The sequence below is a fragment of the Neglectibacter sp. X4 genome (assembly GCF_009917365.1).
Classification (GTDB): Bacteria; Bacillota; Clostridia; order Oscillospirales; family Acutalibacteraceae; genus Acutalibacter.
This window is the reverse complement of sequence record NZ_QWLE01000001.1, coordinates 330,633-354,330: the sequence shown is the minus strand read 5'-3', so window position 1 is coordinate 354,330 and position 23,698 is coordinate 330,633. Positions and strand designations below refer to the sequence as shown.

The following is a 23,698-nucleotide window of genomic DNA, read 5'->3' as shown; positions in this document are numbered from 1 at the left end:
ATGTTACCCCCTCATTTCAGTTTTTTAATCAGGCCCAGGGCCTCCTCCAGGATTTCCATATCCCCGGCCCGCACCCCTTCTGCCACGCAGGTTTCCATGTGTTCCTGCAAAACTGTGTAGCCAAAGCTTTGCAGGGCGCTCTCCACAGCCGCCACCTGGGTGAGGATGTCGCCGCAATAGCGGTTTTCCTCCAGCATTTTGCTGATGCCCCCTAACTGCCCTGCTATGCGGCTTAGGCGGTTTTGCAGTTGCCGGAGGGTTTCCGGGCTGCGGGGGGAGGACTTATAGCGGCAGCAGTTTTTTTCCGCTTCTCCCATAGATATCCCTTCTTTCTCATAAGCGTGGTGCGTGTCAAATACCCTATAGGGGTATTTGACAATTTCTATTATATACCCCTTAGGGGTATTTTGCAAGGGGTTTTCAAAAAAAATTGCAGAAGTCCCCAGGAAACCACGCAAAAGGCGGCATAATCCTTTTACCAGCAAAGCAAAGGGAGGGGCCGCCCCCTCCCTTTGTGCGATGCGCTTGTCTAGGAGGCCTCCGTTTCCTCCTTTGGCAGCAATGGAGGCAGGATGCCAGATTCCTTCAGGAAGGCGTACAGCATACACAGGCCCATCACATAGAGCAGCATCCAGAAGCTGCCGCTGACCAGGGAAAAATACACTGCCGCCAGCATGGCAAGGGGATGGATTTTTGTGGTGGACGCCACCAGCTTTGGCTCCATCACCTGCCGGATGCAGGTGATGGTAACCCACCCGATGAACAGCCCCAAAGCCTTCCAGTATTCCCCAATAAGCACCTGATACACGGCAAGGGGGGTAAACACAATGCCCGGCCCCAGCACAGGCAGAAGGTCTGCAACGGCGGTGATCAGGCTGGTAGTGAGGGGATAGGGGATATGCAGAAGGGACAGGATTACGCAGGTTTCGCAGAATGTGATGAAGTATAGAAAGAGATAGGAGAGGAAGTATTTCCGCCCTGTCCCTGCAGAGCTTTCCAGCCCGCCCTTCACCTGCTCTGCGGTGCTGTCGCTGAGCATCCGCCGCACCCAGCCTCGCAGCCGCCCCATATCCCGGGAAAAGCAGAAGGTGGAAAACCCAGCCGTCAGCACCAGTGCCAGCAGGGTGGGCAGGGAGGTGACCACCCCCAGCAGCGCCCGGAGGAAGGAGAGCACCAGATCCATGCTGCTTTTTAAAAAGTCCATCAGTTCTTCCTGGTTGCGCTGGAAGAATTCCATGTCAAGCTCTGCAAAAAAGCTGTTCACCCGCTGGAAAAAAGCTTTCACCGCCGGGGAAAACTCTGGAAACCCGCCGTTAGAAGCCTTCACCAAAAAAGAAATAGCCTCCCGGATGCCGAAAAAGGCCACCAGCCCGGTGAGAGCTGCCGCCGCCAGCAGGGCAAGGGCCGCCCCCCAGGCAGAGGCGGCAGCATGGGAGCATTTGCAGCGCTTTTCCAGGAAAGCAATAACTGGCTGCACTGCCGCAGCCGCCAGCAGGCCCAGGAGGAAGGGGAGGGAATAGAAAAAGGTTTTCACCCATAGGAAAAAGCCCAGGGAATACAGGGCAAAAAACACCAGCAGGGGCCAAAGCCGCCGCAGTTCGCCTTTTTGAAGCACAGCCGCGCCTCCTTTCATGATGGGCTGATATACAAAAGAGTATGCCCTCATAGAGCACAAAAATGCCCTCCAAGCCCGAAGGCCTGGAAGGCATCCTTTGAAGGAGGTTTTTAGTTTTCTGTCTGGTTTGCCACAGCTACTTTTCTTTGCCGGTAAGCAGCCAGTCCACAGAGACGTTTAGGATGTTGGACAAAGCCAGCAGCTCCATGTCTGTGACAAAGCGCAGTTGTCCTTCCAGCTTGGACAGGCCCGAGGCGTTTAAATCTACGCCGCGCACCTGCAGCTGGGCTAAAAGCTCCTTTTGTTTCATGCCCTGGCTTTTACGGGCAGACTCTACTCTGGCACCTACCAAGTTTTTTGAGCCCAAGGGCTGGCTGCGCAATCTCATAGCTATACCCTCTTTTCCCAAAAAGTTTCAGTATCCTACCCATATTATAAGGAAGGGGAACGGGGAAATCAATCTACTTTAAAGAATTATACCAGAAAAATTTTAGAATTTATACAGTTTGTTTCCGCATACCGCGTCTTTCTTTTGCAAAGAAAATAGTTTTGCAAAACACACTGTACTTTTTGCCAAAAGCTGGTATAATAGAAACGGTAAAAATCGCTTTATAAACATTGTATCTTTAGCTCTCTATGCTCTGCATAAAGAAAGGAAGGGCAAAACGCCATGGGAAAAAATTTTACCGGCAATGAAAGAAATCTGACTATGCTTACAGACTTTTACGAACTGACAATGGCAAACGGCTATTTCCAGAACGGCTTGGAGGATGCCATCTGTTATTTTGATATGTTTTTCCGCAAAGTGCCTGATAACGGCGGCTTTGCCATTATGGCAGGCGTGGAGCAGCTTGTGGACTATCTGCGCAACCTGCATTTTTCTGAGGAGGATATTGCATACCTGGCGGGCAAGCATATTTTCTCCAAGGAATTTTTAGAATACCTGCGCAATTTCAAATTCCAGTGCGATGTGTGGGCTGTGCCCGAGGGCACGCCTATTTTCCCTGGCGAGCCGATTGTAACCGTGCGCGGCCCGGCCATCCAAGCACAGTTTGTGGAAACCATGGTGCTTTTATGCATCAACCACCAAAGCCTTATTGCCACCAAGACCAACCGCATTGTCCGGGCTGCCCAGGGCCGGGCTGTGATGGAGTTTGGCTCCCGCCGCGCCCAGGGCTTTGACGGCGCGGTATACGGCGCCCGGGCCGCCTTTATCGGCGGGTGCGCAGGCACCGCCTGCACCATCAGCGACCAGCTTTTCGGCGTGCCGGCACTGGGCACCATGGCCCATAGCTGGGTGCAGCTTTTCGACAGCGAATACGACGCCTTCAAGGCATACGCGGAGGCATATCCCCAGAACTGCGTGCTGCTGGTGGACACCTATAACGTGTTAAAGTCTGGCGTGCCCAACGCCATAAAGGTATTCAACGAAGTGCTGGTGCCCCAGGGATTCCGGCCCGCTGGCATACGCATTGACAGCGGCGACATCACCTATCTTTCCCGCAAGGCCCGCAAGCTTCTGGATGACGCGGGCTTTGAGGACTGTGCCATCTGCGCCTCCAACTCCCTGGATGAGTATATCATCCGGGACATGCTGATACAGGGCGCCAGGGTGGACTCCTTCGGCGTGGGCGAGCGGCTTATCACCTCCTCCTCGGAGCCTGTGTTCGGCGGCGTGTATAAGCTGGTGGCAGTGGAAAAGCCGGACGGGCAGGTAATTCCTAAAATTAAAATCAGCGAAAACGTGGCAAAAATCACTACGCCCTGCTTTAAAAATGTGTGGAGGCTTTTTGACAAGGAGACGGACAAGGCCATTGCCGACGTGATAACCCTCCACGATGAGATTATTGACGATACAAAGCCTTACACCATCTTCGACCCCAACCACACCTGGAAGCGCAAAACTGTCCAGAATTTCTATGCCGTATCCCTGATGACCCAGATTTTTAAAGGCGGGGCCTGCACCTACACCCCCCGGGCCTTGAAGGCCATTAAGGCATATTGCATGGCCCAGGTGGACACGCTTTGGGAAGAAGTTACCCGGTTTGAAAACCCCCACACCTACTATGTAGACTTGTCCCAGAGCCTGTGGGAGGAAAAGAACCGCCTGCTTTCTGCAAAATCCTGCTAAAAGCCGCGCCCTCCCCTTGACAAAGGGCAGTGCGCCGTATTAGACTAGATGTGAGCAAACCAGACAGTTGCGGGCGCTTTGCGAAAGCGGGCGTCTGAGGAAAGTCCGGGCTCCACAGGGCAAGGATAACGGCTAACGGCCGCCGGGGGTGACCCCAGGGAAAGTGCAACAGAGATATACCGCCGGGGGAAACCCCGGTAAGGGTGGAAAGGCGAGGTAAAAGCTCACCGGCGCGCAGGGGACTGCGCGGCCCTGTAAACCCTATCCGGAGCAACACCGTGGCAGGACGGCAGTTCAGTCTGCAAGCGCGGCCCGCGCGTCCTATGGAGGTGGCGAGAGCTTGCTGGCAACGGCAGGCCAAGATAGATGACTGTCCGCGACAGAACCCGGCTTACAGGTTTGGTCACAAGAAAGGCCGCCCCTGTGCCCTTAAAAGGCATGGGAGCGGCTTTCCTTCTAAAAAAGCTCCCTAGCTTGTTGGTCAGGGAGCTTCTTTTTTATAGATTATGAGGTACAGCAGGTGGGGAACACAAAGCCGTAAGTATTTTTCTTGTAATTCGGATGGCTTGAGTTTGCCTCCGCATAGTTGCCGAAGAAGAATATCTTGCATTCCGCCAGCCTGCGGCGCAGCAGCCCTACATAGTGGGTGCCGGACGAAGTATGCCACTGGAGGAAGTTATAAGCAAGCACTGTGGAATCCACATAGTTCAGGTCATGAATGGGATTGGAAAGGTTCAGGTTCACATAGCCGGCAGGCATCCAGCCTGTGGTGGAGCCATAGGTCACCTTATACCACACTTCCTGCTTGGTGCTGCTGGAGAAGCGTTTATATTCCCGCACCGTTACGGTGCTGCCTCCAGGCACAGTAGCCAGCCGGGAGCTGGTAATATCCGCGGAGGAGAAGAGAAGGCCATTGCCTACGTTCAATTTGCCCGCATAGGTTTTCATCCCCAAATCGCTGGGGGGCACCACAGCGTTCAGGATGACAGCGGGGGTATAATAGCTGCTGGGGTTCAAGGTATTGCCCCCGCAGTTGTACACAAAGCTTACCAGGGCGTCATACTGGGCCTGGCTCATGCGCACGCCATATTTTGTGCGGAAATTATTGACCGTAGAGCCATAGTTGCTGTTTACCTGCTCGACCAGCAGGGCATAGGCCTCTGCTTCCGTCAGGGTGTTATAAAAGGTTTTGTGCAGGTTCACGACATACCCATGGCCCACAGTGGGATGCTTCCGGTTCGCCATGTCATCCTCAATCTCCCACACGTTCCCCTCAAAGCTTTTAATCTGATCCAGGATTGCGCGGCTTGGCAGGCGGGTTTCGTTTGTAACGGTGGTGGAGGCGGCGGCGGTGACAAGCAGGTTAAACTCCTTGTAATCTGTCGAGAAAGCGCCGCTGCTGTCCTGGGAATAGGCCCGGAGGGTATAGGAGCCTGCCACGCTGAAGGACATATTCTTTTTGAAAACGCGAACCGTATTGTCCGGCAGGCCATAGCTGGACTTGCGTGTTTGGGTTTCATATTCGGAAACATTATACGTTCCTTGGGCAGGACCTTTTACAATCTCAAACCGCACAGCACTGCGGCTGGTGTCCGTTACAGCCACCAGGTTGCAGGGCGTATTGGTGGTTACTGTGTTTGCGTCATTATAGGCATACCGGACAGATTCCGGGGCAGTAACCGTAACGGCGCAGGACACTTTCGTGGTTCCGGCCCTGTCTGAGAAGGTGAGCGTGGCGCTGCCGGGCTTTTTGCCGTATATCATGGCCCCGTGTTCTGTTTTGTTGTAAGGGACAGTATAGCCCACCTCTGCCACGCTGGGATCGCTGCTGCTCCACACCATAGCGTCCATGCCCTTTGTAACGGAGGCATCCAGCCGGAAGGTCTGGTATTGGTGCAGGGAAACCCTGCCGGTGGAAATTTTCGCCCCATCTCCTGTAACAGGCAGATCCCCGCCGCTGCCATTGGCAAGTTCGATATAATCGGAATGGACATACCCCACCCGGCTGTTGCTCATACGGATCTGCACCCAGGGCCAGGAGGCGGTATCCACAATGGTAAGCAGAGTACCCTGGGCCACAGTGGTAATAACGGCGCCGTTGGGCTTATCCCGCACGTTCAGCCCGATATCAGCAGTCACCTTCACGGTGTCGCCTTTTTTAAAGGGACGATCATCAGGAGGGGGATCTACCATGGAGTCCACAGGCTTGGCGGCCTCGGCAATCTCCAGATAGGCCCAGTGGGAAGAGGGCACGTCATAGAATTTCTGCTGTGCCCGGTCTTTGGCGAAATCTTCGTCCCGGCGCTCCAGGGCAGAGTTCATAATTTTCACTGCCTGGCAGCGGGTGATAGGCTTATCCGGGCCAAAGGTGCCGTCCTCAAAGCCGGTTATCCAGCCCTTTGCCACAGCGGAAGCGATGTAGGGATAAGCCCAGTGGCCTTCCACGTCAGGGAAACTTACGGCGCCAGACTCCAGCGCAAAACAATTGGAGAGGGCGGTGACGTATTCAGCGCGGCTGATAGGGGCGGTGGGATCGAAAATATTCCCGCCCTTGCCCTGGAAAACCCCGGCCGCTGCCACTGTGTTGATAGCAGGACCCCACCAACTGGAGAAGGACACATCGGAAAACTGGGACTGGGAGACAGGGGGCTTTGCGGCCAGAAGGTTATAAAACATATAGGCCACCTCACCCCGGCTCATATTGTTGTCGGGCTTGAAAAGCGCCCCTTCATAGCCGGAAAGATATGTATTGTGCCCGCCTGTCACCAGCAGGGAAGAGGCGTCCAGCGGCGCTTTCTCTTCCGGGTTTTCCTCGTCAGGCTCTTCTTCCTCTCCTGGATCATCCTCCCCGCCCGCAGGCTCGCTGCCCTCAGGCTTGGAGGGGAGGGGAGATTCCTCCGGCTGGCTTTCCGGCGGTTCCTCTTCAGGGCTGGAGGAAGTTCCCTCCAGATCTTCCAACTGGGAGGTGATGGCGGAAACCTGGGAGGATAAATCCTCTGCCGCCAGAACCGGCAGCCCTGCCGTCAGCATAAGCGCTGCCAGCAGCAGAAGCAAAGCCCGCTTTCCCGTTCTCTTTATCATCTGTTTCACTGTATACCTCCATATGTAATGCCTTGTTTCAAAATGGCATGATACATATATTATATACGAAAGATTACAAAAATGCAATCTTCTTGACGGGAAATTGTAAGATTTTCCACGGAAATTCACAAAAAAAGCGGCTTTATCCCCACTTTTGCCCGGTTTTTCTGCCATTTCAGAACAAATCAGCAGGAAAAAAGAAGCGTTCCCCCATCCGCAGGACAGGGGAACGCGCAGCAGGAATTTTTATTTTTTGCGCACAAAGGCCTTTTTGGGCATACTGCAAATGGGGCAGATCCAGTCTGGCGGCAGCTCCTCGAAGCCAAAATTGGGATCGCTGTACACATACCCGCATACAGAGCACACAAAGCTTTCCCCGCTTTTGCGGTCGTGGCCCTGGGCCGGAGGCAGATAGCCAGGGGCCTTTTTGGGAGCGGCCCCGCCCAGCTCCTTGATATAGTAGTCATAAGTCATGGGGACGCCCTCGGCCTCATCGCTGCCGGCAATAATTTCCGCCACGAACAGCTTCTGGTTCCCAGCGGGCAGCATATCCTTCACGCGGCACAAAAACCAGCAGCAGGTGTTTTCCTTGATAACCGGCACCCCTTCATGGAGCACCCGGTGGCGGATGTTCTCCAGCTTATCCGTCCCCCGGCCGGAAAGATAGCCCAGCGCCCCGATTACGGCGGCAGGGGTTTCCCGGCTGAGCACAGAAATGCTGAAGATGCCTGTCGCCTCCACGCACTGGCAGCTAAAGCTGTCCTGGTGCAGGCTTAAGGCCACCAGGGGCGCGGCAGAAGGCGTAGCCTTTGTAATCTGCATCAAGGAACTGACAATGCAGGCGTTTGTACGTGTGCCGTCCTGTACGCCAATGGCATACAGCCCGTAAGAAAGATTTTCTAATACCAGGGGTTTCATAATGTGTACCTCCGTTTCCCCAAATCATGTACTATTCAGATGGCGCTCTACAATATAATACAGCCTGGCGGCTTTTCTTATGCATGGCTGCCTGGGAGCTTTAGCTTCCTCCCTTTATCCTGTCCCAATAGGCTTTAAAGCCCTGCTCGTTCTTGTTGTCTCCATATTCATAATATTTCGCCCCCAGAAGAGCGTCCGGGAGATACTGCTGGGGAAGCCAGTGGTGGGGCGCGTTGTGGGGATATTGGTAAAATTGCCCTTTGCGGGCCACTTCGGCGCTGTCATAATGCTTGTTCTGCAGGTGCCGGGGGATGGCCCCTGTGTTCCCTGCCTTTACATCTGCCAGGGCGGCTGCATAAGCGTCGTGGGCGGAATTTGACTTGGGGGCTGTGCTTACCAGCACCACCCCGTCGGAAAGGGGGAGGGCAGCTTCCGGCATTCCCACCATCATGGCCGCGTCCACACAGGCCTTGACAATAGGGATAATCTGGGGCCAGGCCAGGCCCACATCCTCGCAGGCGCATACCATCAGCCGCCTGCACACAGAGGGCATGTCCCCGGCCTCCAGCAGCCGGGCCAGATAGTGCAGGGCCGCGTCCGGGTCAGAGCCGCGCATGGATTTCTGGAAGGCAGAAAGGATGTCGTAATGCTCGTCCCCGGCCCGGTCATACCGCAGAGCGCTTTTCTGGGTAAGCTCCCGGGCGCTTTCCAGGGTCACCCGGACAGGCCCGCCGTCCCCGCCGCAGGCCAGCACACACAGTTCCGCAGCGTTCATGGCCTTGCGCACGTCGCCTCCGCAGGCAAAGGAAATGTGCCTGCACACCCCTTCTTCCAGCTCCAATTCCTGGCCCAGATCATCAGCCAAAATGGAGAAGGCCCGCTGCACCGCCTTTTCCACCTCCTCCCGCTCCACAGGCTTGAACTCAAACACAGTAGAGCGGCTTAAAATGGCGTTATATACATAAAAATAAGGATTCTCTGTGGTGGAAGCAATCAGCGTTACGCTTCCGTTTTCTATGCACTCCAGCAAGGTTTGCTGCTGCTTTTTGTTAAAGTATTGGATTTCGTCCAGATACAGCAGCACCCCGTTTATCCCTTCAAAAGTGCCTGTGCTCTGCACAGCCTCCTTGATATCCGCGGTGGAAGCTGTGGTGCCGTTAAGCTTTACCAGGTGCCTGTCCGTATTTTTGGCGATAATGGAGGCCACTGTGGTTTTGCCCACGCCGGAAGGCCCGTAAAAAACCATGTTGGGCACCTGCCCGGATTCGATAATCCGCCGCAGGGCCTTATCAGGGCCTAAAATATGCTTTTGCCCCACCACCTCGCTAAGGGCGGCGGGCCGTATCCTGTCTGCAAGGGGCTGGCCCATTTCCTATCTCCCTCCCACCTAATGGCCCTCTATATTATCCGGAAAGGGCGCGCTTTCATTCAAATAAAGGATATAGCAGTTGGTAAGCTCTGCCGGGGCGTCCAGCTTATCAAAAAAGGAGAGCGCGTACCGATCCTTTTCATGTTCCCTTTTTATAACGCCTGCATCGGCAATCCAACAGCTCCAGCCATCTGTAAAGCGGAAGAAGGGTTCCAGCCTGCGGGTTATCCCGTCCCTCGCCAGCTCTGTCCGAAACAGCACGACAGACAGCATATCCACATGGTTGCCTGTGCCGCTGGTGTTCCCAGTTTCAGAATAGGAGCCAAGGATTTCCACACCAGGCAGCTCCTTCTCCAGCGTCTTTTCCAGTCGGCTGGTCTGCATGCTGGTGGCAATATGGTTTACCGCCATGCCTATAAGCTCATATGCCACAAACAAGGCGAAAAGGAATACCGGCACACAGGCAACCCCGATAGCGATGCGTTTAAAAAGCCGCATATTCCTCTCCATTTCTATAAGCTGTTGTTGCTTTTTCTTTTTAGTATACCATATGTTGACAGGAATTGCAAAACATTCGGTTGAAAATTCCGCTTTTTTTCCTGCCGCCTCTGCAAGGGGCAGGGGGCAAGGCCGGCCCTCTGTTTTTTCAGAAATAATAATAAAAAAGAATGCAGTTTGATGTTGCTTTTTGGAGGGCTGTATGCTATAGTTATCGCAGTTTAGAAGAAGCGGACAGCTTCTTCTGGACAGGCGGCACAGCCGCTTCAAATAACCCCATATAAGGAGGCTCCCTATGGACCCCATTTCCATCCCCCGCCCCGAACACCCCCGGCCCCAGTTTTACCGGGAAAGCTGGCGCAGCTTAAACGGCGCCTGGCAGTTTGATTTCGATTACAGCGATTCTAAAAAGGCCCAGGGCTGGGCTGAGAAAGACAGCCTGCCCCTTTCCATTACAGTGCCCTTCTGCCCGGAAAGCAGCCTTTCCGGCCTTGGCGCCACAGATTTTGTAGACGCGGTGTGGTACCGCCGGGAGGTTGCCCTGACGGAACAGGAACTGGAGGGCCGGGTGCTCCTCCACTTTGGCGCAGTGGATTACCACTGCGAGGTGTTTGTAAACGGACAGGCCGCAGGCTCCCATGATGGAGGCTATACCTCTTTTACAGTGGACATCACAGAGGCAGTCCATGCTGGGGAAAATGCTGTCACCGTATACGCTTCCGACCATCTGCGCACTGGCAAGCAGCCCTCTGGCAAACAGAGCCATCAGTTTGCTTCCTTTGGCTGCTTCTACACCCGCACCACAGGCATTTGGCAGACGGTCTGGCTGGAGTTTGTACCGAAGGTATACCTTGCCTCCCTGGAGGCCGTTCCCGATCCGGACAACGGCTGCGTGCATCTGCGGGCTTTCACCAATGTTCCCGCTTCCGGCATGAAGCTGCGGGCTGCCGCTTCCCTGGAAGGCAGGGAGGCAGGGGAGGCTGCTGCCGCCTGCACAGGCTCCTGCACCGCTTTCACCCTGCCCCTGTCTGAAACAGCCTTGTGGGAGCCGGGTTCCCCCAGGCTTTACGATCTGGCCCTCACCCTGGAAAGCGGGGAAGGGAAGGCGGCGGACAAGGTGTCCTCTTATTTTGGCCTGCGGAAAATCGAGCTGCAGGGCGGGGCTGTTACAATCAACGGCAAGCCTGTGTTCCAGCGCCTGGTGCTGGATCAGGGCTTTTATCCCGACGGCATTTACACGGCCCCCACAGACGAGGCCCTGCGGCAGGACATCCGGCTCTCCATGGAAATGGGCTTCAACGGGGCCAGGCTTCACGAAAAGGTTTTCGAGGAGCGGTTCCTTTATTGGGCCGACCGTATGGGCTACCTGGTGTGGGGCGAATTCCCCAACTGGGGCCTGAACATAGCAGAGGCTGACGCCCTGTGTACAGTACTGCCCCAGTGGCTGGAGGAAGTGAAGCGGGACTTTAACCATCCCGCCCTCATCGGCTGGTGCCCTTTCAATGAAACCTGGGACTTTAACGGCCGCCCTCAGGACGACCGGGTGCTTTCCGGCATCTATTATGCCACCAAGGCCGCCGATCCCACCCGGCCCGTCATTGACACCAGCGGCAACTTCCATGTTGTCACAGACATTTATGACGTACATGATTACGAGCAGGATCCGGAAGTGTTCTACAAGCGCTATGCGGAAAACCCGGAGCCATATGAGACTCATCCCCAGCGCCAGCAGTACGGGGGCCAGCCCTATTTTGTCAGCGAATACGGCGGCACCTGGTGGAACGCGGAGGAGGCCGCCACCCAGCGGGTGCGCATGGAAAACGGCGAAGGCGGCCTGACCGGCTGGGGATACGGCGCAAGGCCCCTTACAGAGGAGGAAGCAGGCAAGCGCATTGCGGCCCTCACCAAGGCCCTGCTGGACGATCCCAAAATGTGCGCCTATTGCTACACCCAGCTCACCGATGTGGAGCAGGAGCAAAACGGCCTGTACACCTATGACCGCAAGCCCAAGTTCTCGGAGGCGGTCTATCAGGTGATACGGGAAGGCTTTGCGGCCCCGGCGGCAATCGAAAAGAAGTAAAGGAAACACCGGCCTGCCCGGCGGGCTGGAAAACAGAACAACTCGTTTATCCACCACCCTTAAAATTTTCACCGCTTTTTAAGTGTAGTGGCTATAACAAAAGGACAAAAAACCAGGCACGCCGCCATAAAAGGGGTGCGCCTGATTTTATATGCAGGTTTTGAAAGCATTCCGGCAGGTTTTCGCGTGCAGCTTGGGGTTAAGGCATGTTTAAAAAATTGAAAACCTTGTCTTTTTGCCCATAATCAGCCATTTTTGCGTCAAAAATTCGTCATTTCCTCTATTTTCAAACAAGCTCTAGTCCCCGTGGACAAGGGCCAAAAATTCCTCCGCGCTGGCCTGCGCCCGGTACAGGGTATCCTCCTGGCCTACATAGTAGAAGTCCACAAAATCCCCGTTGATATCCACCACCGCCTGCAGCGGCTCCTGGACGCCTGGGGTTTGAATTTCCAGCAGGAAGTCCGGGTAATAGGCGAACAGGGCGGGATCCTTTTCCAAGGGGGTGGAATTCTCCAGCGCTGTCTGGAAGTCTGTAATGCGCTGGTAGGTTTCACCAGAGCCAGCGCTCAGGTGTACCAGCTTCAGCCCGTTGCCATAGCCTTGGGAAAGGTTCAGGCGGGAGGCTGTCTCACAGCCAGAAAGCAGAAGAAGCAGGGAGAAAAGGCATAAGCTAAAAAGCAGTTTTTTCATAGGCAGATTTCCTTTTTATTAAGCAAGTGAAGGAAGCGCTCCAGTGGCTTCCCATGTCTCATTACCATGTTTATATTGTACCTGCTTTCCGGGAAAAAGTCAAATATCCAGATGGAATAATCTGGCGGCGTTTTTCCAGGCGATATTTTCCCGCTCCTCCTCCGTCAACTCTGCCGCCCCCAGCAGGGCAAGCTCCTCAGGCACAGTGCTCCAGGGGCAGTCTGTGGCGAACAGCACGCGTTCCGGGCCATGGAGGCGCACAAGCTTTGTAAACTGCTCCGGCGTAAGGAAGCGGGAGGCAAAGGCTGTGTCAAAATACACGTTCTCCTGCCCGCAAAGGTATTTGGCGGCGTCCTCCGGCTGCTCCATGCCGCCCATGTGGGCCGCGATAATGGTCAGCCCTGGGAAACGGCGGGCAACACGCGCCACAGCGGCAGGGTGGCAGTGGACAAGATAGGGGGAATAGGGATCCCGTCCTGTGTGGAAAGCCACAGGAAGGCCCAGCTTTTCCGCCTGGGCATAGAGGGGCAGGGCACAGGGATCCTCTATGAAAAACGCCTGGTAGTCCGGGTGGAGCTTTACGCCATGCAGCCCCAGCGCCTTTATGCGTTCCATTTCTTCTAAAGCGTCCGGCGCGGTGGGGCACACGCTGCCAAAGCAGAACAGCTTTCCCTGCTGGCTCTGTGCCGCGAAATTGTTCACAGCAGCCTGCTGATGGGGGCTGGTGGCAATGTGCAGGGCCATGGCGCCGGCAAAGAAATTTTCCCCCTGCCAGGCCTCCATTTTTGCCAGAGTGCCTGTCCTGGTGCCGTCGCTGTAATAGGGGCACCCGCAGGTGCGGGAGAGCTGGGGCAGGGCTTTGCCTGCCAGCTTGTCCGGAAAAAAATGAACATGGGAATCAAAAAATTTCATACACGTGCCTCCAAGTGAAAGAAAGGCCCACCGCCTGCTGGCGGAAGGCCTCTCCAAAACGTATTCATCAGTCGCTGGTGTAGGGGAGCAGAGCCAGATGGCGCGCACGCTTAATTGCCACCGTAAGTGCCCGCTGGTGGCGGGCGCAGGTGCCGGTAACACGGCGGGGAAGGATCTTCCCGCGCTCGGAAATGAAGCGGCGCAGCTTGGCCACATCTTTGTAGTCGATGAATTCAGCCCGGTCTACGCAAAAGCTGCATACCTTTTTGCGCCCCTTGCGTCCACGGCGCACTTCTCTTTCAGGTCTATCTGCCATAGCCAAAAAGCCTCCTTTACAGTATCTTGATACAGAATCGTTGCAAAACAGCGCTTGCCTTCTTAGAAGGGGAGATCGTCGTCGTTAAACATCTCCTCAAAGGATTCGCTGCTCCCGCTGGAATAAGCGGGGGCCGGCTCTGAAAGGGCCGGCGGCTGCTGGGGCGGGGGAGGGCCGTCAAAAGCGCCTGCGCCGCCGCTTTCCCGCTTGGAACCGGTAAAGCTCACGTCGCTTGCCACAATCTCCACAGCGGTGCGCTTGTTGCCCTGCCTGTCCTCGTAATTGCGGGTCTGGATAGAGCCGTTTACGGCTATCATCTGCCCCTTTGTAAAATAGCGGCAGATAAATTCCGCGGTCTGGCGCCAGGCCACCACGTCGATAAAGTCAGTCTGGCGCTCTGTGCCCTGGCGGGCATAGCTGCGGTCAACCGCCACGCGGAAGCTGGTAACGGCAATATCATTTGCGGTATGTCTCAACTCAGGGTCGGCTACCAGCCGCCCCATGATTACGGCAACATTCAGCATAATTTCAGAACTCGCTTTCCCAAAACAAGCGCCTTACTGGGCGCTCTCTGCGGGGGCCTCCACAGCTTCGGCTGCGATGGCTTCCACATCAATGTTGGATTCTTCAGCCTTGTGGGCCTTCTGAGGCTTCTGGGCGTTCACATGACGGGGATCGCGCTTGACAATAATGGTGCGCATGATGCCGTCTGTAATCTGGTACCGCCTGTCCAGCTCAGCGGTAAACTCAGGGCTGCTCTCAAAGTTGATAAGCGTGTAATAGCCCTCGGTCTGCTTCTGGATGGGATAGGCAAACCGCCGCTTCCCCCAGTCGTCAACACTCTGCACAGTACCGTGCTCCGCGATGAGAGCCTTGAACCGCTCTACCAGCGCGGCGCTGCCTTCTTCCCCAAGCTTTGCGGAAGTGACGATAACCGTCTCGTACAGGTTCTTTCCTTCTGCCATTTGTATTGCACCTCCTTTTGGTCTGTTGGCCCCGCGCTCTTATGATGTATTGTCGCGGAGCAAGGAAGTTTGAAACTTTGTCTCAAACAACTTTGCTATTATACCATGTTCTTTTCCGCAATGCAAGGGCCTGTCTGCCGAAAATCCCGGCTTTTTCCAGGTTTCTTTTGCATTTTCCGCCTTATGGCAGCAAAAAAGCGCCTCTCCGCCCGGTGAGCAGAAGAGGCGCGGCCTGGGGTTCAGTGGTTCAGGGCTTGTTTGAAAATAGAGCAAGTGACGGATTTTTGAATCAAAATGCAGCGGTTTCAAGGCGGAAACCGCAAGAAAGGCTGTCGCCTTTCGAGGATTTCCAACAAAGAAAGCGTGTATCTTGAACAAAAAGACGGCGTTTGCGATTTTTTAAGCAAGCCCTAAAAACCATACCCCCAGGTTCAGGTAAGCCGCGAAGGCAGTCCACAACAGATAGGGGAGCAGCAGCCAGCCAGCGGCGCTGGTTTCCCGGAAGAAACGCACTGTGGTTATGAAAATGAGTATCCACAGGCCAAGGAGCCAGAAAAAAGCCAGGGCATGCTGCCCCATGTTAAAGAAGATAAGCGTCCAGAGGAAATTGCAGGCAAGCTGCAGGCCATACCAGAAAAGGGCGCCGGTGCGCCCGGTGCTGTCCCGCACCCACACCAGACAGGCGGCAATGCCCATCAGCGCGTAAAGGACACTCCATACAGCCGGGAACACCCAGCCCGGCGGGGCCAGGGGCGGCTGCCTCAGGTTTTTATATGCATCCATGGCGTCATGGGTAAGCCAGGCAGACAGTCCCCCCACAGCCAGGGGGATGAAAAGGCTTATGAATAAGGGCTTCCACTGGACAGGGGTATGGTTTATGCGTTTTGACATGAGGCATCCTGCCTTTCCAGGAAAAATACAGGGATTCCCCTATAGTGTATGCCATGTTTTTGGAAAAATGCAGCGTGCAGGATTTTCAAACCCGCTTTTAGGTTCTTCACGCAAGCCCCAGAAGCCTTGCGGCACAGGCTGTTATAAAGCACAGGCCCAGCCCGCAGGCTGTGGGCAGCAGGAAGGCCACAGCCGTCCATTTCAGGCTTCCGCTCTCTTTTTTGATGGTCATGCAGGTGGTGGAGCAGGGCCAGTGCATCAGCCCGAACAGCATGGTACACAGTGCTGTCACCCATGTCCAGCCGTTATCTGCCAGCAGGGCATGAAGGGCTGTCAGGTCGCTCAGCTCTGTCAAAGCCCCGCCGCTGGTGTAGGCCATGATGATAAGGGGGATAACGATTTCATTTGCCGGCAGGCCCAGGATGAAGGCTAAAAGTATCACGCCGTCCAGGCCGAAAAGCCTTGCGAAGGGATCTAAAAACCTGGCGCAGTGGGCCAGGAGGGTAGCGTCTCCCAGGGTGATGTTGGCTAAAAGCCAGATGATAAGCCCTGCCGGGGCAGCCACCGCCGCTGCCCTGCCCAGCACGAACAGGGTGCGGTCAAACACAGAGCGGACAATAACCTTGCCGATTTGCGGGCGGCGGTAGGGAGGCAGCTCCAAGGTGAAGGAGGAGGGCACGCCTTTCAGCAGGGTTTTGGAGAGGAATTTGGAAACAGCCAGTGTCATGAACAGACCCAAAAGGATGACGCACAAAAGCAGCAGGGCAGAAAGCAGGGAGCCGCCAAAACCTCCCGCGGCCCCGGCAAAAAACATGGTGATAAGGGCAATAAGCATGGGCAGCCTGCCGTTGCAGGGGACGAAATTATTGGTGAGCATGGCAATCAGCCGTTCCCGGGGGGAGTCGATAATGCGGCACCCCACCACGCCGGCGGCGTTGCAGCCAAATCCCATGGCAGTGGTGAGGGACTGCTTCCCGCAGGCCCCGCAGGCCTGAAAGCATTTGTCCAGGTTAAAGGCCACCCGGGGCAGATACCCCAAATCCTCCAGCAGGGTAAAGAGGGGGAAGAAAATCGCCATGGGCGGCAGCATTACAGAAACCACCCAGGCAAGGGTGCGGTACATGCCGTCAACCAGCAGCCCAGTGAGAAAGGGGGGAAGCTGGCACAGGGCGCACAGATCCCCTAAGCGATCGCCCAGCCAGAAAAGGGCAGTGCTGAGAAGCTGGGAGGGATAGTTTGCCCCGGTGATGGTAAGCCAGAAAATCCCCAGCAGCAAAAGCAGCATAAGAGGGAACCCTGTGGCCTTGCCTGTTAAAAGCCGATCCCATTTCCTGTCCCGTTCGCTGTAGCTGTTTTGCCCAAAGGAAACCGCCTGCCGGGCAATCTCCTCTGCCTTGCCCACAGCCCCGGCGGCAATGTCATCCCGCAGCCGCTCCGGGGTAAGGCCTTCCTTTTCCCACTGCTTTTCTAAGGCCTCCAGGATTTCCCGCACCTCCGGCTGTGCCCGCAGGCGCAGGCCCAGGTTTTTCTCCATAGCAAGGTCCAGGCTTGTGTCGTTGCTGTCCAGCAGCTTCAGGGCCAGCCACCGGGCATTGACCCGCCCCCCGCACAAGCCCTCTACAACAGGCTGCAGCTTTGCCACAGCTTCCTCTGTAAAGGGGGAATAGGGGATAGGGGCGCTGCCAGCCTCAGGAGACAGACCCCGGGCGCTTTTTCCCGCCTCCTCTAAAAGCTTTTCCAGGCCTGTGCCGCTGCGGGCAGAGGCGCCCACCACCGGCACGCCTAAAAGCTCTGAAAGCTTCTCCAGATGAACCTTGACGCCCTTGCGCCTGGCCTCGTCCAAAAGGTTCACGCACACCACTACCCGGGGCGTAATCTCCATGGCCTGCAGCACCAGGTTTAAATTCCGCTCCAAGCAGGTGGCGTCGCACACCACCACAGCAGCGTCCGCGCCGCCGAAGCAGAGGAAGTCCCGGGCCACTTCTTCCTCGGCGGAATGGGCCAGCAGGGAGTAGCATCCAGGTAAATCCACCAGAACATACCCCTGATTTTGGCGGTTTACATATCCCTGGGCATTGGTCACAGTTTTTCCGGGCCAGTTACCAGTATGCTGATGCATTCCAGTTAAAGCGTTAAACACAGTGCTTTTGCCCACGTTGGGATTGCCCGCCAGTGCCAGCACCAGATCTCCCGGCTCTTTTTTCTCAATAACCAGTTCGCTCCCAGCGGCACGCGCCCCGGTGGAGTCCTTAGAAAGCCCCATGGTTCTGCCACGCTCCTTTCTTCGGCGTCAAACCGCCGGCCCGTCCAGCAGAACCCCGGCGGCGTCCTGGCTGCGCAGGGCGATAACAGCCCCACGGATTAAATAGGCAGAGGGGTCACCCAAAGGGCTTGCCCCCAGGCATTTTACAACTGTGCCATGTACAAGGCCGATATCCTGCAGGCGGCGGCGCATAGGGCCTTGGGCGGACAGCTCCGTTACAGCAGCCGACTGCCCTGGCAGCAGGCTGGAAAGATTGCTGAATGGTTTCATATATACAGTCACTCCTGAATAATTTGTTAGGGAAAGGCAAAATTCTTTCTCTCCACTACTATATTCCTGAGAGAAAAACTTGTGACGGGAGGAGCCGGGATGCAGGAAGGGTTTTACACCATGAAAGGGTATACGCTGCTGGAGCATGGGCAGCTTACCGCATCCATGGAGGACTATCTGGAAATGATATACCGCATGGGGGAGGAGGGCTATGTGCGCATCACAGCCCTGGCCCAGGCCCTGCACGTAAAGCCGCCCTCCGCCTCCAAGATGGCGGCAAACCTCCGGGGCCAGGGGCTGATTGAGTTTCCCAAATACGGTTACATCACCCTGACGGAATGGGGCAGGCGCATGGGGGCCTATCTGGTACACAGGCACCGGGTGGTGGGCAGGCTTCTGTGTACCATTAACCAGACAGAAAGCGAGCTGGAAGAGGTGGAAAAAATCGAGCACTTCCTGTCGCCCCGCACTGTGGCAAATATAGAAAAATTTTTAGAGGGGCTGGAAACCCCCTCCAAATAGAAAAATGCGTAAGACAGGCCATCATGGCTTGTCTTACGCGCTATGCTGTGTGCTTCTGTATGGCGGTTCTTACAAATTGCTTCTCCTAAAATGGATAAAGGATAAAATGCCGATGGGGATAAAATAGGCGCACCAGAATTCCAGCGCTATAACGCCGCCCAGGCTGTTCTCCCCGTCCGCCATAGAGCGGAACACGCCTGTCATGGGCAGTATAAAACAGGAGAAAAAGAAAATTCCATGAACCACCATCAAAACCTGTAACCATTTGTCCGCTTTTGTCTTTGCCTCTATCGTAAGCCCCAGAAAGAAAGTCGAAAGCGCCATCATGCCATATCCAAGCAGGTCATAATTGAAAATCAGCCCGCCCCTTGAAAAATCGAGGATCCTTATGGCCTGCTCGTTAAGCCCGTCCAGCCGGACGGATGTAGTCTGGGCAAAATATACCAGGAAGATGAAGCCAGCATACAACACGGCAAAGGCCATTCCAGCAAGAGCCGCCACCTTATGCTTTTCATCGCTTTCCTTGCAAAAGCCGGCGGCCGCCATGATGTATCCGATAGGCAGCAGCATACACACAAAATAGCTTCCAAAGTCAAAGGGAATAAGCATACAGAGGGCAAACAGCAGCACGGAAACCGTTACGATAAAAGCCCCCGCCTTTGCGATTGTTTTGTTCATCAGCCAATCACTCCAAATCCCGCTTTTCAGCTTTTCCGCCAGGCCGAGGGCACAAACAAAAGGAGCATGGGGAAGATTTCCAGCCGGCCCACCAGCATGTCAAAGGAAAGCACCAGCTTGCTGAAACCGGAAAAATGGGAGAAATTCCCTGTGGGGCCAACCATGTCAAGGCCCGGCCCGATATTGTTCAGGCAGGCCAATACGGCGGTTATGTTTGTTTCCAGGGAGAAGCCGTCTCTGGCAATCAGCAGCATAGACAAGAGGATAATGGCGCAGTAAGCGGAAAGATAGCTGTAGGCGTTCTGAATCATGTCCTCGCTGGCAAGCTGCCCGTCTATATGCACCTGGGCAACAGACCTGGGCCGCAGCATCCGCTTGATGTTCCGGTGCCCTGCTTTTGTAAGCACCACAGCCCGGGCCACCTTGATACCGCCGCCAGTAGATCCGGCGCAGGCCCCCAGCACCATCAACACCACCAAAAGGGTTTTGGAAAGGGTGGGCCATTGGTTAAAATCCACAGTGGCAAAGCCAGTGGTAGTCATAATAGAGGAAACCTGGAAAGCCGCGTGGTGCAGGGCTTCCCATACGTTGCCGCCAAACTGGGGCAGGATATTCCAGGCAATAAGCCCGGCAGAGCCTATCATAACGCCTAAATACGTCCACAGCTCCTGGTTGTGGAGCACCCGGGAAAACTGCCGTAAGAGCAGCAGATAGAACACGCTGAAATTTATCCCGAACAGCGCCATGAAAACTGTACAGACCCCCTGCAGATAGTGGCTGTACCCGGCAAGGCTGTCCCCTTTGATGCCAAAGCCGCCGGTGCCCGCCGTACCGAAAGCTGTGGTGATGCTGTCGAAAAAGGGCATGCCGCCTATCAGCAGCAGTATAGTCTGGATAAGGGTCAAGGCGATATAAATGGCATATAATATTTTAGCGCTGTTTTGCAGCTTGGGCACCAGCTTGTCCACCTGGGGGCCGGGGCTTTCCGCCCGCATTACGTACAGCAGGGAATTTTTCCCCTTTCCCATGGGCACTACGGCTAACAGGAACACCAGCACCCCCATGCCGCCCAGCCAGTGGGTAAAGCTGCGCCAATAAAGCAGGCCCATGGGCATGGCCTCCACATCGGTGAGGATACTGGCGCCGGTGGTGGTGAAGCCGGAAATCGTCTCAAAAAAGGCATCGATAAAATGGGGGATAGCGCCGCTGAGAAAGAAGGGGAGGGCGCCCAGGGCAGACACAGCTATCCAGCACAGGCCCACGCTGAGAAAGCCTTCCCTAGCGCCTATTTCCCGGCTGCGGGGACGGAACAGGTAGGTGCTCAGGCTGAGGCCGCCCGCCAGGGCGGTGGAGAGGATAAGCCCGAAAAGGGCCGCATGTTCCCCTTTATAGAGGGATATGCCGATAGACGGCAGCAGGCACACTGCTTCCACGCGCAGGATATAGCAGATTAAGCGCAGGATCATTCTGTGATTCATAGCAGCAGGCACAGGCCCCAGGCCGTATCCGGGGCGCTCCTTTCCTGATTTGAGATGATAAAAGCCGGAAAAACTTATTCCTTTTCAATGCGCACGAAAAAACGTGCATGGTTGTCCGCCACCCATGCCGCAATTTTTTGCAGCAGCTCCTGCATAAAGGGGGAAGGCTCCTCCCGCACCAGCAGGACAACATGGGTGTTTTCCGGCGTGGCGGCAGGGCACTGCCCGCGGAAATCCGGGGTACGGATATATTTCAAGTAGGTTTCCACCTTGTCCAGCAGCAGGGTCTGGCCTTCCGGCGTTTCGTCCAGAGGATCAGGGGAAACCATAACCAGATCCGCGCCCCCGTCCTTGCGCGCGCCCAGGATGTCAATGTGCCGTGGATTTTCCACCATAAAAAACCGCCATGCGGCAGGGGATTCATGCCCCATACCGTTCCTTTCCGCAAAATGTCAATCGTCAATAAAAATATCGCTCAAGTCTGCAATGCCCCGCTCTGCGGGAGAAATAACCACCACGTTGTCATGAGGCTCAATGCAGTCGCCGCCGCTGGGGATGATGACCTTGCCCCGGCGGGTGATGCTGGCAATCAGGGTGCCGGGCTTTAATGCCACCTGGTAAAGGGGTTCTCCCAGATGGGGGAGCTGCTTGGTGGCAGTAAACTCCAGGGCCTCCACCTGATCCTCCACCAGCCGGTGCAGGGCCTGCACCGAACCGCCCTTGCGGTTTCCCATGGCACGCACATACCGGGCAATGTCGTTGCAGCACAAGTCCTTGGGGCTTACCACGCAGTCAATTCCCTTTTCGTTTAAAACCTCGCTGAATTCTGTACGGTTGATTTTGGTGATAACCTTGTAGGTGCCCAGGAAATTGGCATACATGGAAATGATAAGGTTCTGCTCGTCAAAGTCCGTCAGGGTAACCACTGCGTCTGTCTGGGCCAGTCCCTCGGAATCCAGCACAAAACGGTCAGAGCCGTCTGCGTGGAGGATGGTGGCCTTAGGCAGGTTTTCCGCAAGCTCTATGCAGCGGTTCTCGTCGATTTCAATCAGTTTTACATTGACGCCGGCCTTAATGAGATCTTCCGCCAGATAAAAGGCAATGCGGCTGCCGCCTATAATCAACACGTCCCGCACCTTTTTCTGGGCAATGCCCAGGCTGCGGATAAGCCTTGCCAGGTCGCTGGTGGAGGCCGTAACATAAAGCCTGTCGCCTTCCAGCAGGGTGAAATTGCCGTCCGGGATAACCACCTGGGAGCCGCGCTTTACCGCGCACACCAGCACCTTTACCTTCACAATTTTATACAGATCCAGCAGCCGCGCGCCGTTCAAAACGCTGTCCCCTTTAAGCACCAGCTCCACAATCTCCACCCGGCCTCTTGCAAAAGCCTCCCGCTTCAAAAAAGAGGGGAACTGCAGCAGGCGGGAAATTTCGTTTGCCGTGGCCCGTTCCGGATTGATGGCCATGTTCAGGCCAAATTCCTCCTGCAAAAGGAAAAGCTGGCCAAAATAGTCGGGGTTGCGCACCCGGGCGATAGTGTGGGCACAGCCCAGCTTCCGCGCCAGAATACAGCACAGCAGGTTGATCTCATCGGCGGAAGTGGCGGCAATAAGCAGATCGCTTGCGTCCACATTAGCCTGCTTCTGCACCTTCAAAGCCGCCCCGTTGCCGTATACCACGTTCACATCCAAAGACTGCTCCGATTCCTGCAACACCATTTTATTGCTGTCAATGATGACAATATCGTGATTTTCCTTGGAGAGCTGTACAGCAAGAGCGGAACCCACCTTGCCATCGCCCACAATCACAATTCTCATAAAGAAACCGCCATTGGGTACAGGGCTTTCCCGCGCCCTGCGCCATTCCTTTCTCCCATGATTTTACATCCGCTCTGTAAAGAGAGTTTCCTTTACAGAATAAAAAGAGGCAGTGCCAGAAAAAAGGGCTGCATCAACAGCCCTTTTGGAATGTATCATTACTTGGTACGTGCCGCAGGCCTGTCCCTACCTTGCCTATCCTACCACAAAGAACAAAAAGGCGCAATAGGTTTTTGAAAAGCGCAGAATTTTTTCTTTTTTGCCCAAATCAGCAGCTTTGGAATGAAAAGATTATATGCTTATCCCTCTTCCAGCACAGAAGTGCAGTGGGGGCAGCGGGAAGCTTCCAGGGCAATTTCGCTTTTGCAGTAAGGGCAGGCCTTCACCGCAGGGGCTGGCTTATCCGGTTCGGCTTTTTTCAAATTGCGCAGCCGGTTGATAGCCTTGATAACCAAAAACAGCACCAGGGCAATAAGCAGGAAGTTTATGACAGCAGCAATAAACGCGCCGTATTGCAGCGCGTCCCCGTCATTTCCCCCCAGCCGCAGGGAAAGCCCGGCAAAATTCATGCCGCCTGTAAGCAGCCCTAGCAGGGGCATAAAAATGTCGTTTACCAGGGAATTGACAATGGCTGTAAAAGCGCCGCCAATAATAACGCCTACCGCCATATCCAGCACATTGCCCTTGGAGATGAACTCTTTAAACTCTTTCAGGATTTTCATAAATACCCTCCTGCCCTCCGCAATATCTTCCTTGATTTTCGCCCCATTATGGCAGGGTGTTTTCCTTATTTTGCCACAGGAAGCATGAAAAAGCAAGGCCCTGCTGCCATTTGCGCTGTCAAAAGCCTGCCTGTAAAGCACATCGGCATTACAAGAAAAGGATCCCAGGCTGCTGGGATCCTTTTCTGCCGTATTATTGGGAGACGCTGCCGCTTAAGGCTGCATATAGCTGCTGCCGCAGGGTACTGTACTCCCGGGCAATATCAGCGGGGGCGTCATCTGTCAGCGCTTTTTGGCGCATATATTCCAGCGCCAGATACTGCGCTTCTGCCAGTGGCGAGAGGGCTGTCCGGTTTTCTTCCATCTTTGCACGCTCCTTTCTGAAAATATAGAATGGGCGCAAAAAGGGCGTGTTATGCAGAAAAGGCTTGCAAGCCTGGCTTGGTATGCTATAATATATTATCCGTAAAAGTATGAAACAG

25 protein-coding genes and 1 other RNA gene are annotated in these 23,698 nt (G+C 55.1%); 5 read left to right on the top strand and 21 right to left on the bottom strand.

Annotated elements, in window-relative coordinates; all coding sequences use genetic code 11:
* Positions 1-11 precede the first annotated feature (11 nt).
* The 3 genes from D1841_RS01770 to D1841_RS01760 all read right to left on the bottom strand — a co-directional run bounded on the left by D1841_RS01770 (position 12) and on the right by D1841_RS01760 (position 2,003).
* Positions 12-317 carry a metal-sensing transcriptional repressor gene (locus D1841_RS01770; protein ID WP_160641426.1) on the bottom strand — a complete coding sequence of 102 codons (306 nt, stop codon included), beginning with the start codon at positions 315-317 and terminating at the stop codon, positions 12-14.
* A 212-nt stretch (positions 318-529) separates the two neighbouring features.
* A complete protein-coding gene (locus D1841_RS01765; RefSeq protein WP_160641425.1) occupies positions 530-1,615 on the bottom strand; it encodes an AI-2E family transporter in 1,086 nt (361 codons plus the stop codon).
* Between the two features lie 136 nt (positions 1,616-1,751).
* Positions 1,752-2,003 carry a helix-turn-helix domain-containing protein gene (locus tag D1841_RS01760; protein ID WP_160641424.1) on the bottom strand — a complete coding sequence of 84 codons (252 nt, stop codon included), beginning with the start codon at positions 2,001-2,003 and terminating at the stop codon, positions 1,752-1,754.
* Positions 2,004-2,285: 282 nt separating this feature from the next.
* On the opposite strand from D1841_RS01760, the gene D1841_RS01755 reads away from it, so the two are divergent.
* Entirely contained in the window at positions 2,286-3,746 is a 1,461-nt protein-coding gene (locus D1841_RS01755) for a nicotinate phosphoribosyltransferase (protein WP_237076131.1), read from the top strand.
* A gap of 51 nt (positions 3,747-3,797) precedes the next feature.
* Positions 3,798-4,156: RNase P RNA component class A (gene rnpB, locus D1841_RS01750), an RNA gene on the top strand.
* A gap of 94 nt (positions 4,157-4,250) precedes the next feature.
* On the opposite strand, the gene D1841_RS01745 is transcribed toward rnpB, so the two are convergent.
* The 4 genes from D1841_RS01745 to D1841_RS01730 form a co-directional block, all read right to left on the bottom strand.
* Positions 4,251-6,827 carry an S-layer homology domain-containing protein gene (locus D1841_RS01745; protein WP_237076135.1) on the bottom strand — a complete coding sequence of 859 codons (2,577 nt, stop codon included), beginning with the start codon at positions 6,825-6,827 and terminating at the stop codon, positions 4,251-4,253.
* A gap of 246 nt (positions 6,828-7,073) precedes the next feature.
* The gene (locus D1841_RS01740; protein ID WP_160641422.1) at positions 7,074-7,745 is read right to left on the bottom strand and encodes a flavin reductase; all 672 of its coding nucleotides are present in this window, start codon (positions 7,743-7,745) and stop codon (positions 7,074-7,076) included.
* 100 nt (positions 7,746-7,845) lie between these two features.
* Positions 7,846-9,114 (bottom strand): replication-associated recombination protein A, encoded by a 1,269-nt coding sequence (locus D1841_RS01735; protein ID WP_160641421.1) that lies wholly within the window; start codon positions 9,112-9,114, stop codon positions 7,846-7,848.
* An 18-nt stretch (positions 9,115-9,132) separates the two neighbouring features.
* Positions 9,133-9,612 carry a hypothetical protein gene (locus tag D1841_RS01730; RefSeq protein WP_160641420.1) on the bottom strand — a complete coding sequence of 160 codons (480 nt, stop codon included), beginning with the start codon at positions 9,610-9,612 and terminating at the stop codon, positions 9,133-9,135.
* 295 nt (positions 9,613-9,907) lie between these two features.
* Here D1841_RS01730 and D1841_RS01725 point away from each other — a divergent pair, with 295 nt between their 5' ends.
* Positions 9,908-11,692, top strand: coding sequence for a glycoside hydrolase family 2 protein (locus D1841_RS01725; protein WP_160641419.1), 1,785 nt, complete (start codon positions 9,908-9,910; stop codon positions 11,690-11,692).
* A 297-nt stretch (positions 11,693-11,989) separates the two neighbouring features.
* Here D1841_RS01725 and D1841_RS01720 read toward each other — a convergent pair whose 3' ends face one another.
* From D1841_RS01720 to rpsF, 5 genes are all read right to left on the bottom strand, one after another.
* Complete coding sequence (locus tag D1841_RS01720) at positions 11,990-12,382, bottom strand: hypothetical protein (RefSeq protein ID WP_160641418.1); 393 nt, start codon at positions 12,380-12,382, stop codon at positions 11,990-11,992.
* Between the two features lie 99 nt (positions 12,383-12,481).
* Entirely contained in the window at positions 12,482-13,294 is an 813-nt protein-coding gene (locus tag D1841_RS01715) for an amidohydrolase family protein (protein WP_160641417.1), read from the bottom strand.
* 67 nt (positions 13,295-13,361) lie between these two features.
* Positions 13,362-13,610, bottom strand: coding sequence for a 30S ribosomal protein S18 (rpsR, locus tag D1841_RS01710; RefSeq protein WP_160641416.1), 249 nt, complete (start codon positions 13,608-13,610; stop codon positions 13,362-13,364).
* A 62-nt stretch (positions 13,611-13,672) separates the two neighbouring features.
* Positions 13,673-14,134 (bottom strand): single-stranded DNA-binding protein, encoded by a 462-nt coding sequence (locus D1841_RS01705; protein WP_160641415.1) that lies wholly within the window; start codon positions 14,132-14,134, stop codon positions 13,673-13,675.
* Positions 14,135-14,167: 33 nt separating this feature from the next.
* Positions 14,168-14,575 carry a 30S ribosomal protein S6 gene (gene rpsF / locus D1841_RS01700; protein ID WP_160641414.1) on the bottom strand — a complete coding sequence of 136 codons (408 nt, stop codon included), beginning with the start codon at positions 14,573-14,575 and terminating at the stop codon, positions 14,168-14,170.
* A gap of 77 nt (positions 14,576-14,652) precedes the next feature.
* Here rpsF and D1841_RS01695 point away from each other — a divergent pair, with 77 nt between their 5' ends.
* Positions 14,653-14,949, top strand: coding sequence for a hypothetical protein (locus D1841_RS01695; protein ID WP_166554213.1), 297 nt, complete (start codon positions 14,653-14,655; stop codon positions 14,947-14,949).
* A 25-nt stretch (positions 14,950-14,974) separates the two neighbouring features.
* On the opposite strand, the gene D1841_RS01690 is transcribed toward D1841_RS01695, so the two are convergent.
* The 3 genes from D1841_RS01690 to D1841_RS01680 form a co-directional block, all read right to left on the bottom strand.
* Complete coding sequence (locus D1841_RS01690; protein ID WP_160641413.1) at positions 14,975-15,466, bottom strand: TspO/MBR family protein; 492 nt, start codon at positions 15,464-15,466, stop codon at positions 14,975-14,977.
* Positions 15,467-15,572: 106 nt separating this feature from the next.
* Positions 15,573-17,729, bottom strand: coding sequence for a ferrous iron transport protein B (feoB, locus tag D1841_RS01685; protein ID WP_160641412.1), 2,157 nt, complete (start codon positions 17,727-17,729; stop codon positions 15,573-15,575).
* A gap of 27 nt (positions 17,730-17,756) precedes the next feature.
* The gene (locus tag D1841_RS01680) at positions 17,757-17,999 is read right to left on the bottom strand and encodes a FeoA family protein (RefSeq protein WP_160641411.1); all 243 of its coding nucleotides are present in this window, start codon (positions 17,997-17,999) and stop codon (positions 17,757-17,759) included.
* 99 nt (positions 18,000-18,098) lie between these two features.
* On the opposite strand from D1841_RS01680, the gene D1841_RS01675 reads away from it, so the two are divergent.
* Positions 18,099-18,521: a metal-dependent transcriptional regulator gene (locus D1841_RS01675; RefSeq protein WP_160641410.1), complete on the top strand. Its 423-nt coding sequence runs from the start codon at positions 18,099-18,101 to the stop codon at positions 18,519-18,521.
* A 69-nt stretch (positions 18,522-18,590) separates the two neighbouring features.
* Here D1841_RS01675 and D1841_RS01670 read toward each other — a convergent pair whose 3' ends face one another.
* From D1841_RS01670 to D1841_RS01645, 6 genes are all read right to left on the bottom strand, one after another.
* Entirely contained in the window at positions 18,591-19,199 is a 609-nt protein-coding gene (locus tag D1841_RS01670) for a hypothetical protein (RefSeq protein ID WP_160641409.1), read from the bottom strand.
* Positions 19,200-19,225: 26 nt separating this feature from the next.
* The gene (locus D1841_RS01665) at positions 19,226-20,677 is read right to left on the bottom strand and encodes a TrkH family potassium uptake protein (protein WP_160641408.1); all 1,452 of its coding nucleotides are present in this window, start codon (positions 20,675-20,677) and stop codon (positions 19,226-19,228) included.
* 74 nt (positions 20,678-20,751) lie between these two features.
* Positions 20,752-21,072 (bottom strand): DUF6572 domain-containing protein, encoded by a 321-nt coding sequence (locus tag D1841_RS01660; protein WP_166554212.1) that lies wholly within the window; start codon positions 21,070-21,072, stop codon positions 20,752-20,754.
* Between the two features lie 57 nt (positions 21,073-21,129).
* Complete coding sequence (trkA, locus tag D1841_RS01655) at positions 21,130-22,494, bottom strand: Trk system potassium transporter TrkA (RefSeq protein WP_160641406.1); 1,365 nt, start codon at positions 22,492-22,494, stop codon at positions 21,130-21,132.
* Between the two features lie 299 nt (positions 22,495-22,793).
* Complete coding sequence (gene mscL, locus D1841_RS01650; RefSeq protein ID WP_347563927.1) at positions 22,794-23,210, bottom strand: large conductance mechanosensitive channel protein MscL; 417 nt, start codon at positions 23,208-23,210, stop codon at positions 22,794-22,796.
* A gap of 199 nt (positions 23,211-23,409) precedes the next feature.
* Entirely contained in the window at positions 23,410-23,580 is a 171-nt protein-coding gene (locus D1841_RS01645; protein WP_160641404.1) for a hypothetical protein, read from the bottom strand.
* Positions 23,581-23,698 lie beyond the last annotated feature (118 nt).

Bases quoted from the DNA above. Each gene is read 5' to 3' on its own strand.
- D1841_RS01690 (WP_160641413.1), bottom strand. From the start codon at position 15,466: ATGTCAAAACGCATAAACCATACCCCTGTCCAGTGGAAGCCCTTATTC.
- D1841_RS01680 (WP_160641411.1), bottom strand. From the start codon at position 17,999: ATGAAACCATTCAGCAATCTTTCCAGCCTGCTGCCAGGGCAGTCGGCT.
- D1841_RS01745 (WP_237076135.1), bottom strand. From the start codon at position 6,827: ATGATAAAGAGAACGGGAAAGCGGGCTTTGCTTCTGCTGCTGGCAGCG.
- D1841_RS01735 (WP_160641421.1), bottom strand. From the start codon at position 9,114: ATGGGCCAGCCCCTTGCAGACAGGATACGGCCCGCCGCCCTTAGCGAG.
- trkA (WP_160641406.1), bottom strand. From the start codon at position 22,494: ATGAGAATTGTGATTGTGGGCGATGGCAAGGTGGGTTCCGCTCTTGCT.
- rpsR (WP_160641416.1), bottom strand. From the start codon at position 13,610: ATGGCAGATAGACCTGAAAGAGAAGTGCGCCGTGGACGCAAGGGGCGC.
- D1841_RS01715 (WP_160641417.1), bottom strand. From the start codon at position 13,294: ATGAAATTTTTTGATTCCCATGTTCATTTTTTTCCGGACAAGCTGGCA.
- D1841_RS01730 (WP_160641420.1), bottom strand. From the start codon at position 9,612: ATGCGGCTTTTTAAACGCATCGCTATCGGGGTTGCCTGTGTGCCGGTA.
- D1841_RS01760 (WP_160641424.1), bottom strand. From the start codon at position 2,003: ATGAGATTGCGCAGCCAGCCCTTGGGCTCAAAAAACTTGGTAGGTGCC.
- feoB (WP_160641412.1), bottom strand. From the start codon at position 17,729: ATGGGGCTTTCTAAGGACTCCACCGGGGCGCGTGCCGCTGGGAGCGAA.
- D1841_RS01770 (WP_160641426.1), bottom strand. From the start codon at position 317: ATGGGAGAAGCGGAAAAAAACTGCTGCCGCTATAAGTCCTCCCCCCGC.
- D1841_RS01705 (WP_160641415.1), bottom strand. From the start codon at position 14,134: ATGCTGAATGTTGCCGTAATCATGGGGCGGCTGGTAGCCGACCCTGAG.
- rpsF (WP_160641414.1), bottom strand. From the start codon at position 14,575: ATGGCAGAAGGAAAGAACCTGTACGAGACGGTTATCGTCACTTCCGCA.
- D1841_RS01755 (WP_237076131.1), top strand. From the start codon at position 2,286: ATGGGAAAAAATTTTACCGGCAATGAAAGAAATCTGACTATGCTTACA.
- D1841_RS01720 (WP_160641418.1), bottom strand. From the start codon at position 12,382: ATGAAAAAACTGCTTTTTAGCTTATGCCTTTTCTCCCTGCTTCTTCTG.
- D1841_RS01725 (WP_160641419.1), top strand. From the start codon at position 9,908: ATGGACCCCATTTCCATCCCCCGCCCCGAACACCCCCGGCCCCAGTTT.
- D1841_RS01675 (WP_160641410.1), top strand. From the start codon at position 18,099: ATGCAGGAAGGGTTTTACACCATGAAAGGGTATACGCTGCTGGAGCAT.
- D1841_RS01660 (WP_166554212.1), bottom strand. From the start codon at position 21,072: ATGGTGGAAAATCCACGGCACATTGACATCCTGGGCGCGCGCAAGGAC.
- D1841_RS01645 (WP_160641404.1), bottom strand. From the start codon at position 23,580: ATGGAAGAAAACCGGACAGCCCTCTCGCCACTGGCAGAAGCGCAGTAT.
- D1841_RS01670 (WP_160641409.1), bottom strand. From the start codon at position 19,199: ATGAACAAAACAATCGCAAAGGCGGGGGCTTTTATCGTAACGGTTTCC.
- D1841_RS01740 (WP_160641422.1), bottom strand. From the start codon at position 7,745: ATGAAACCCCTGGTATTAGAAAATCTTTCTTACGGGCTGTATGCCATT.
- D1841_RS01665 (WP_160641408.1), bottom strand. From the start codon at position 20,677: ATGAATCACAGAATGATCCTGCGCTTAATCTGCTATATCCTGCGCGTG.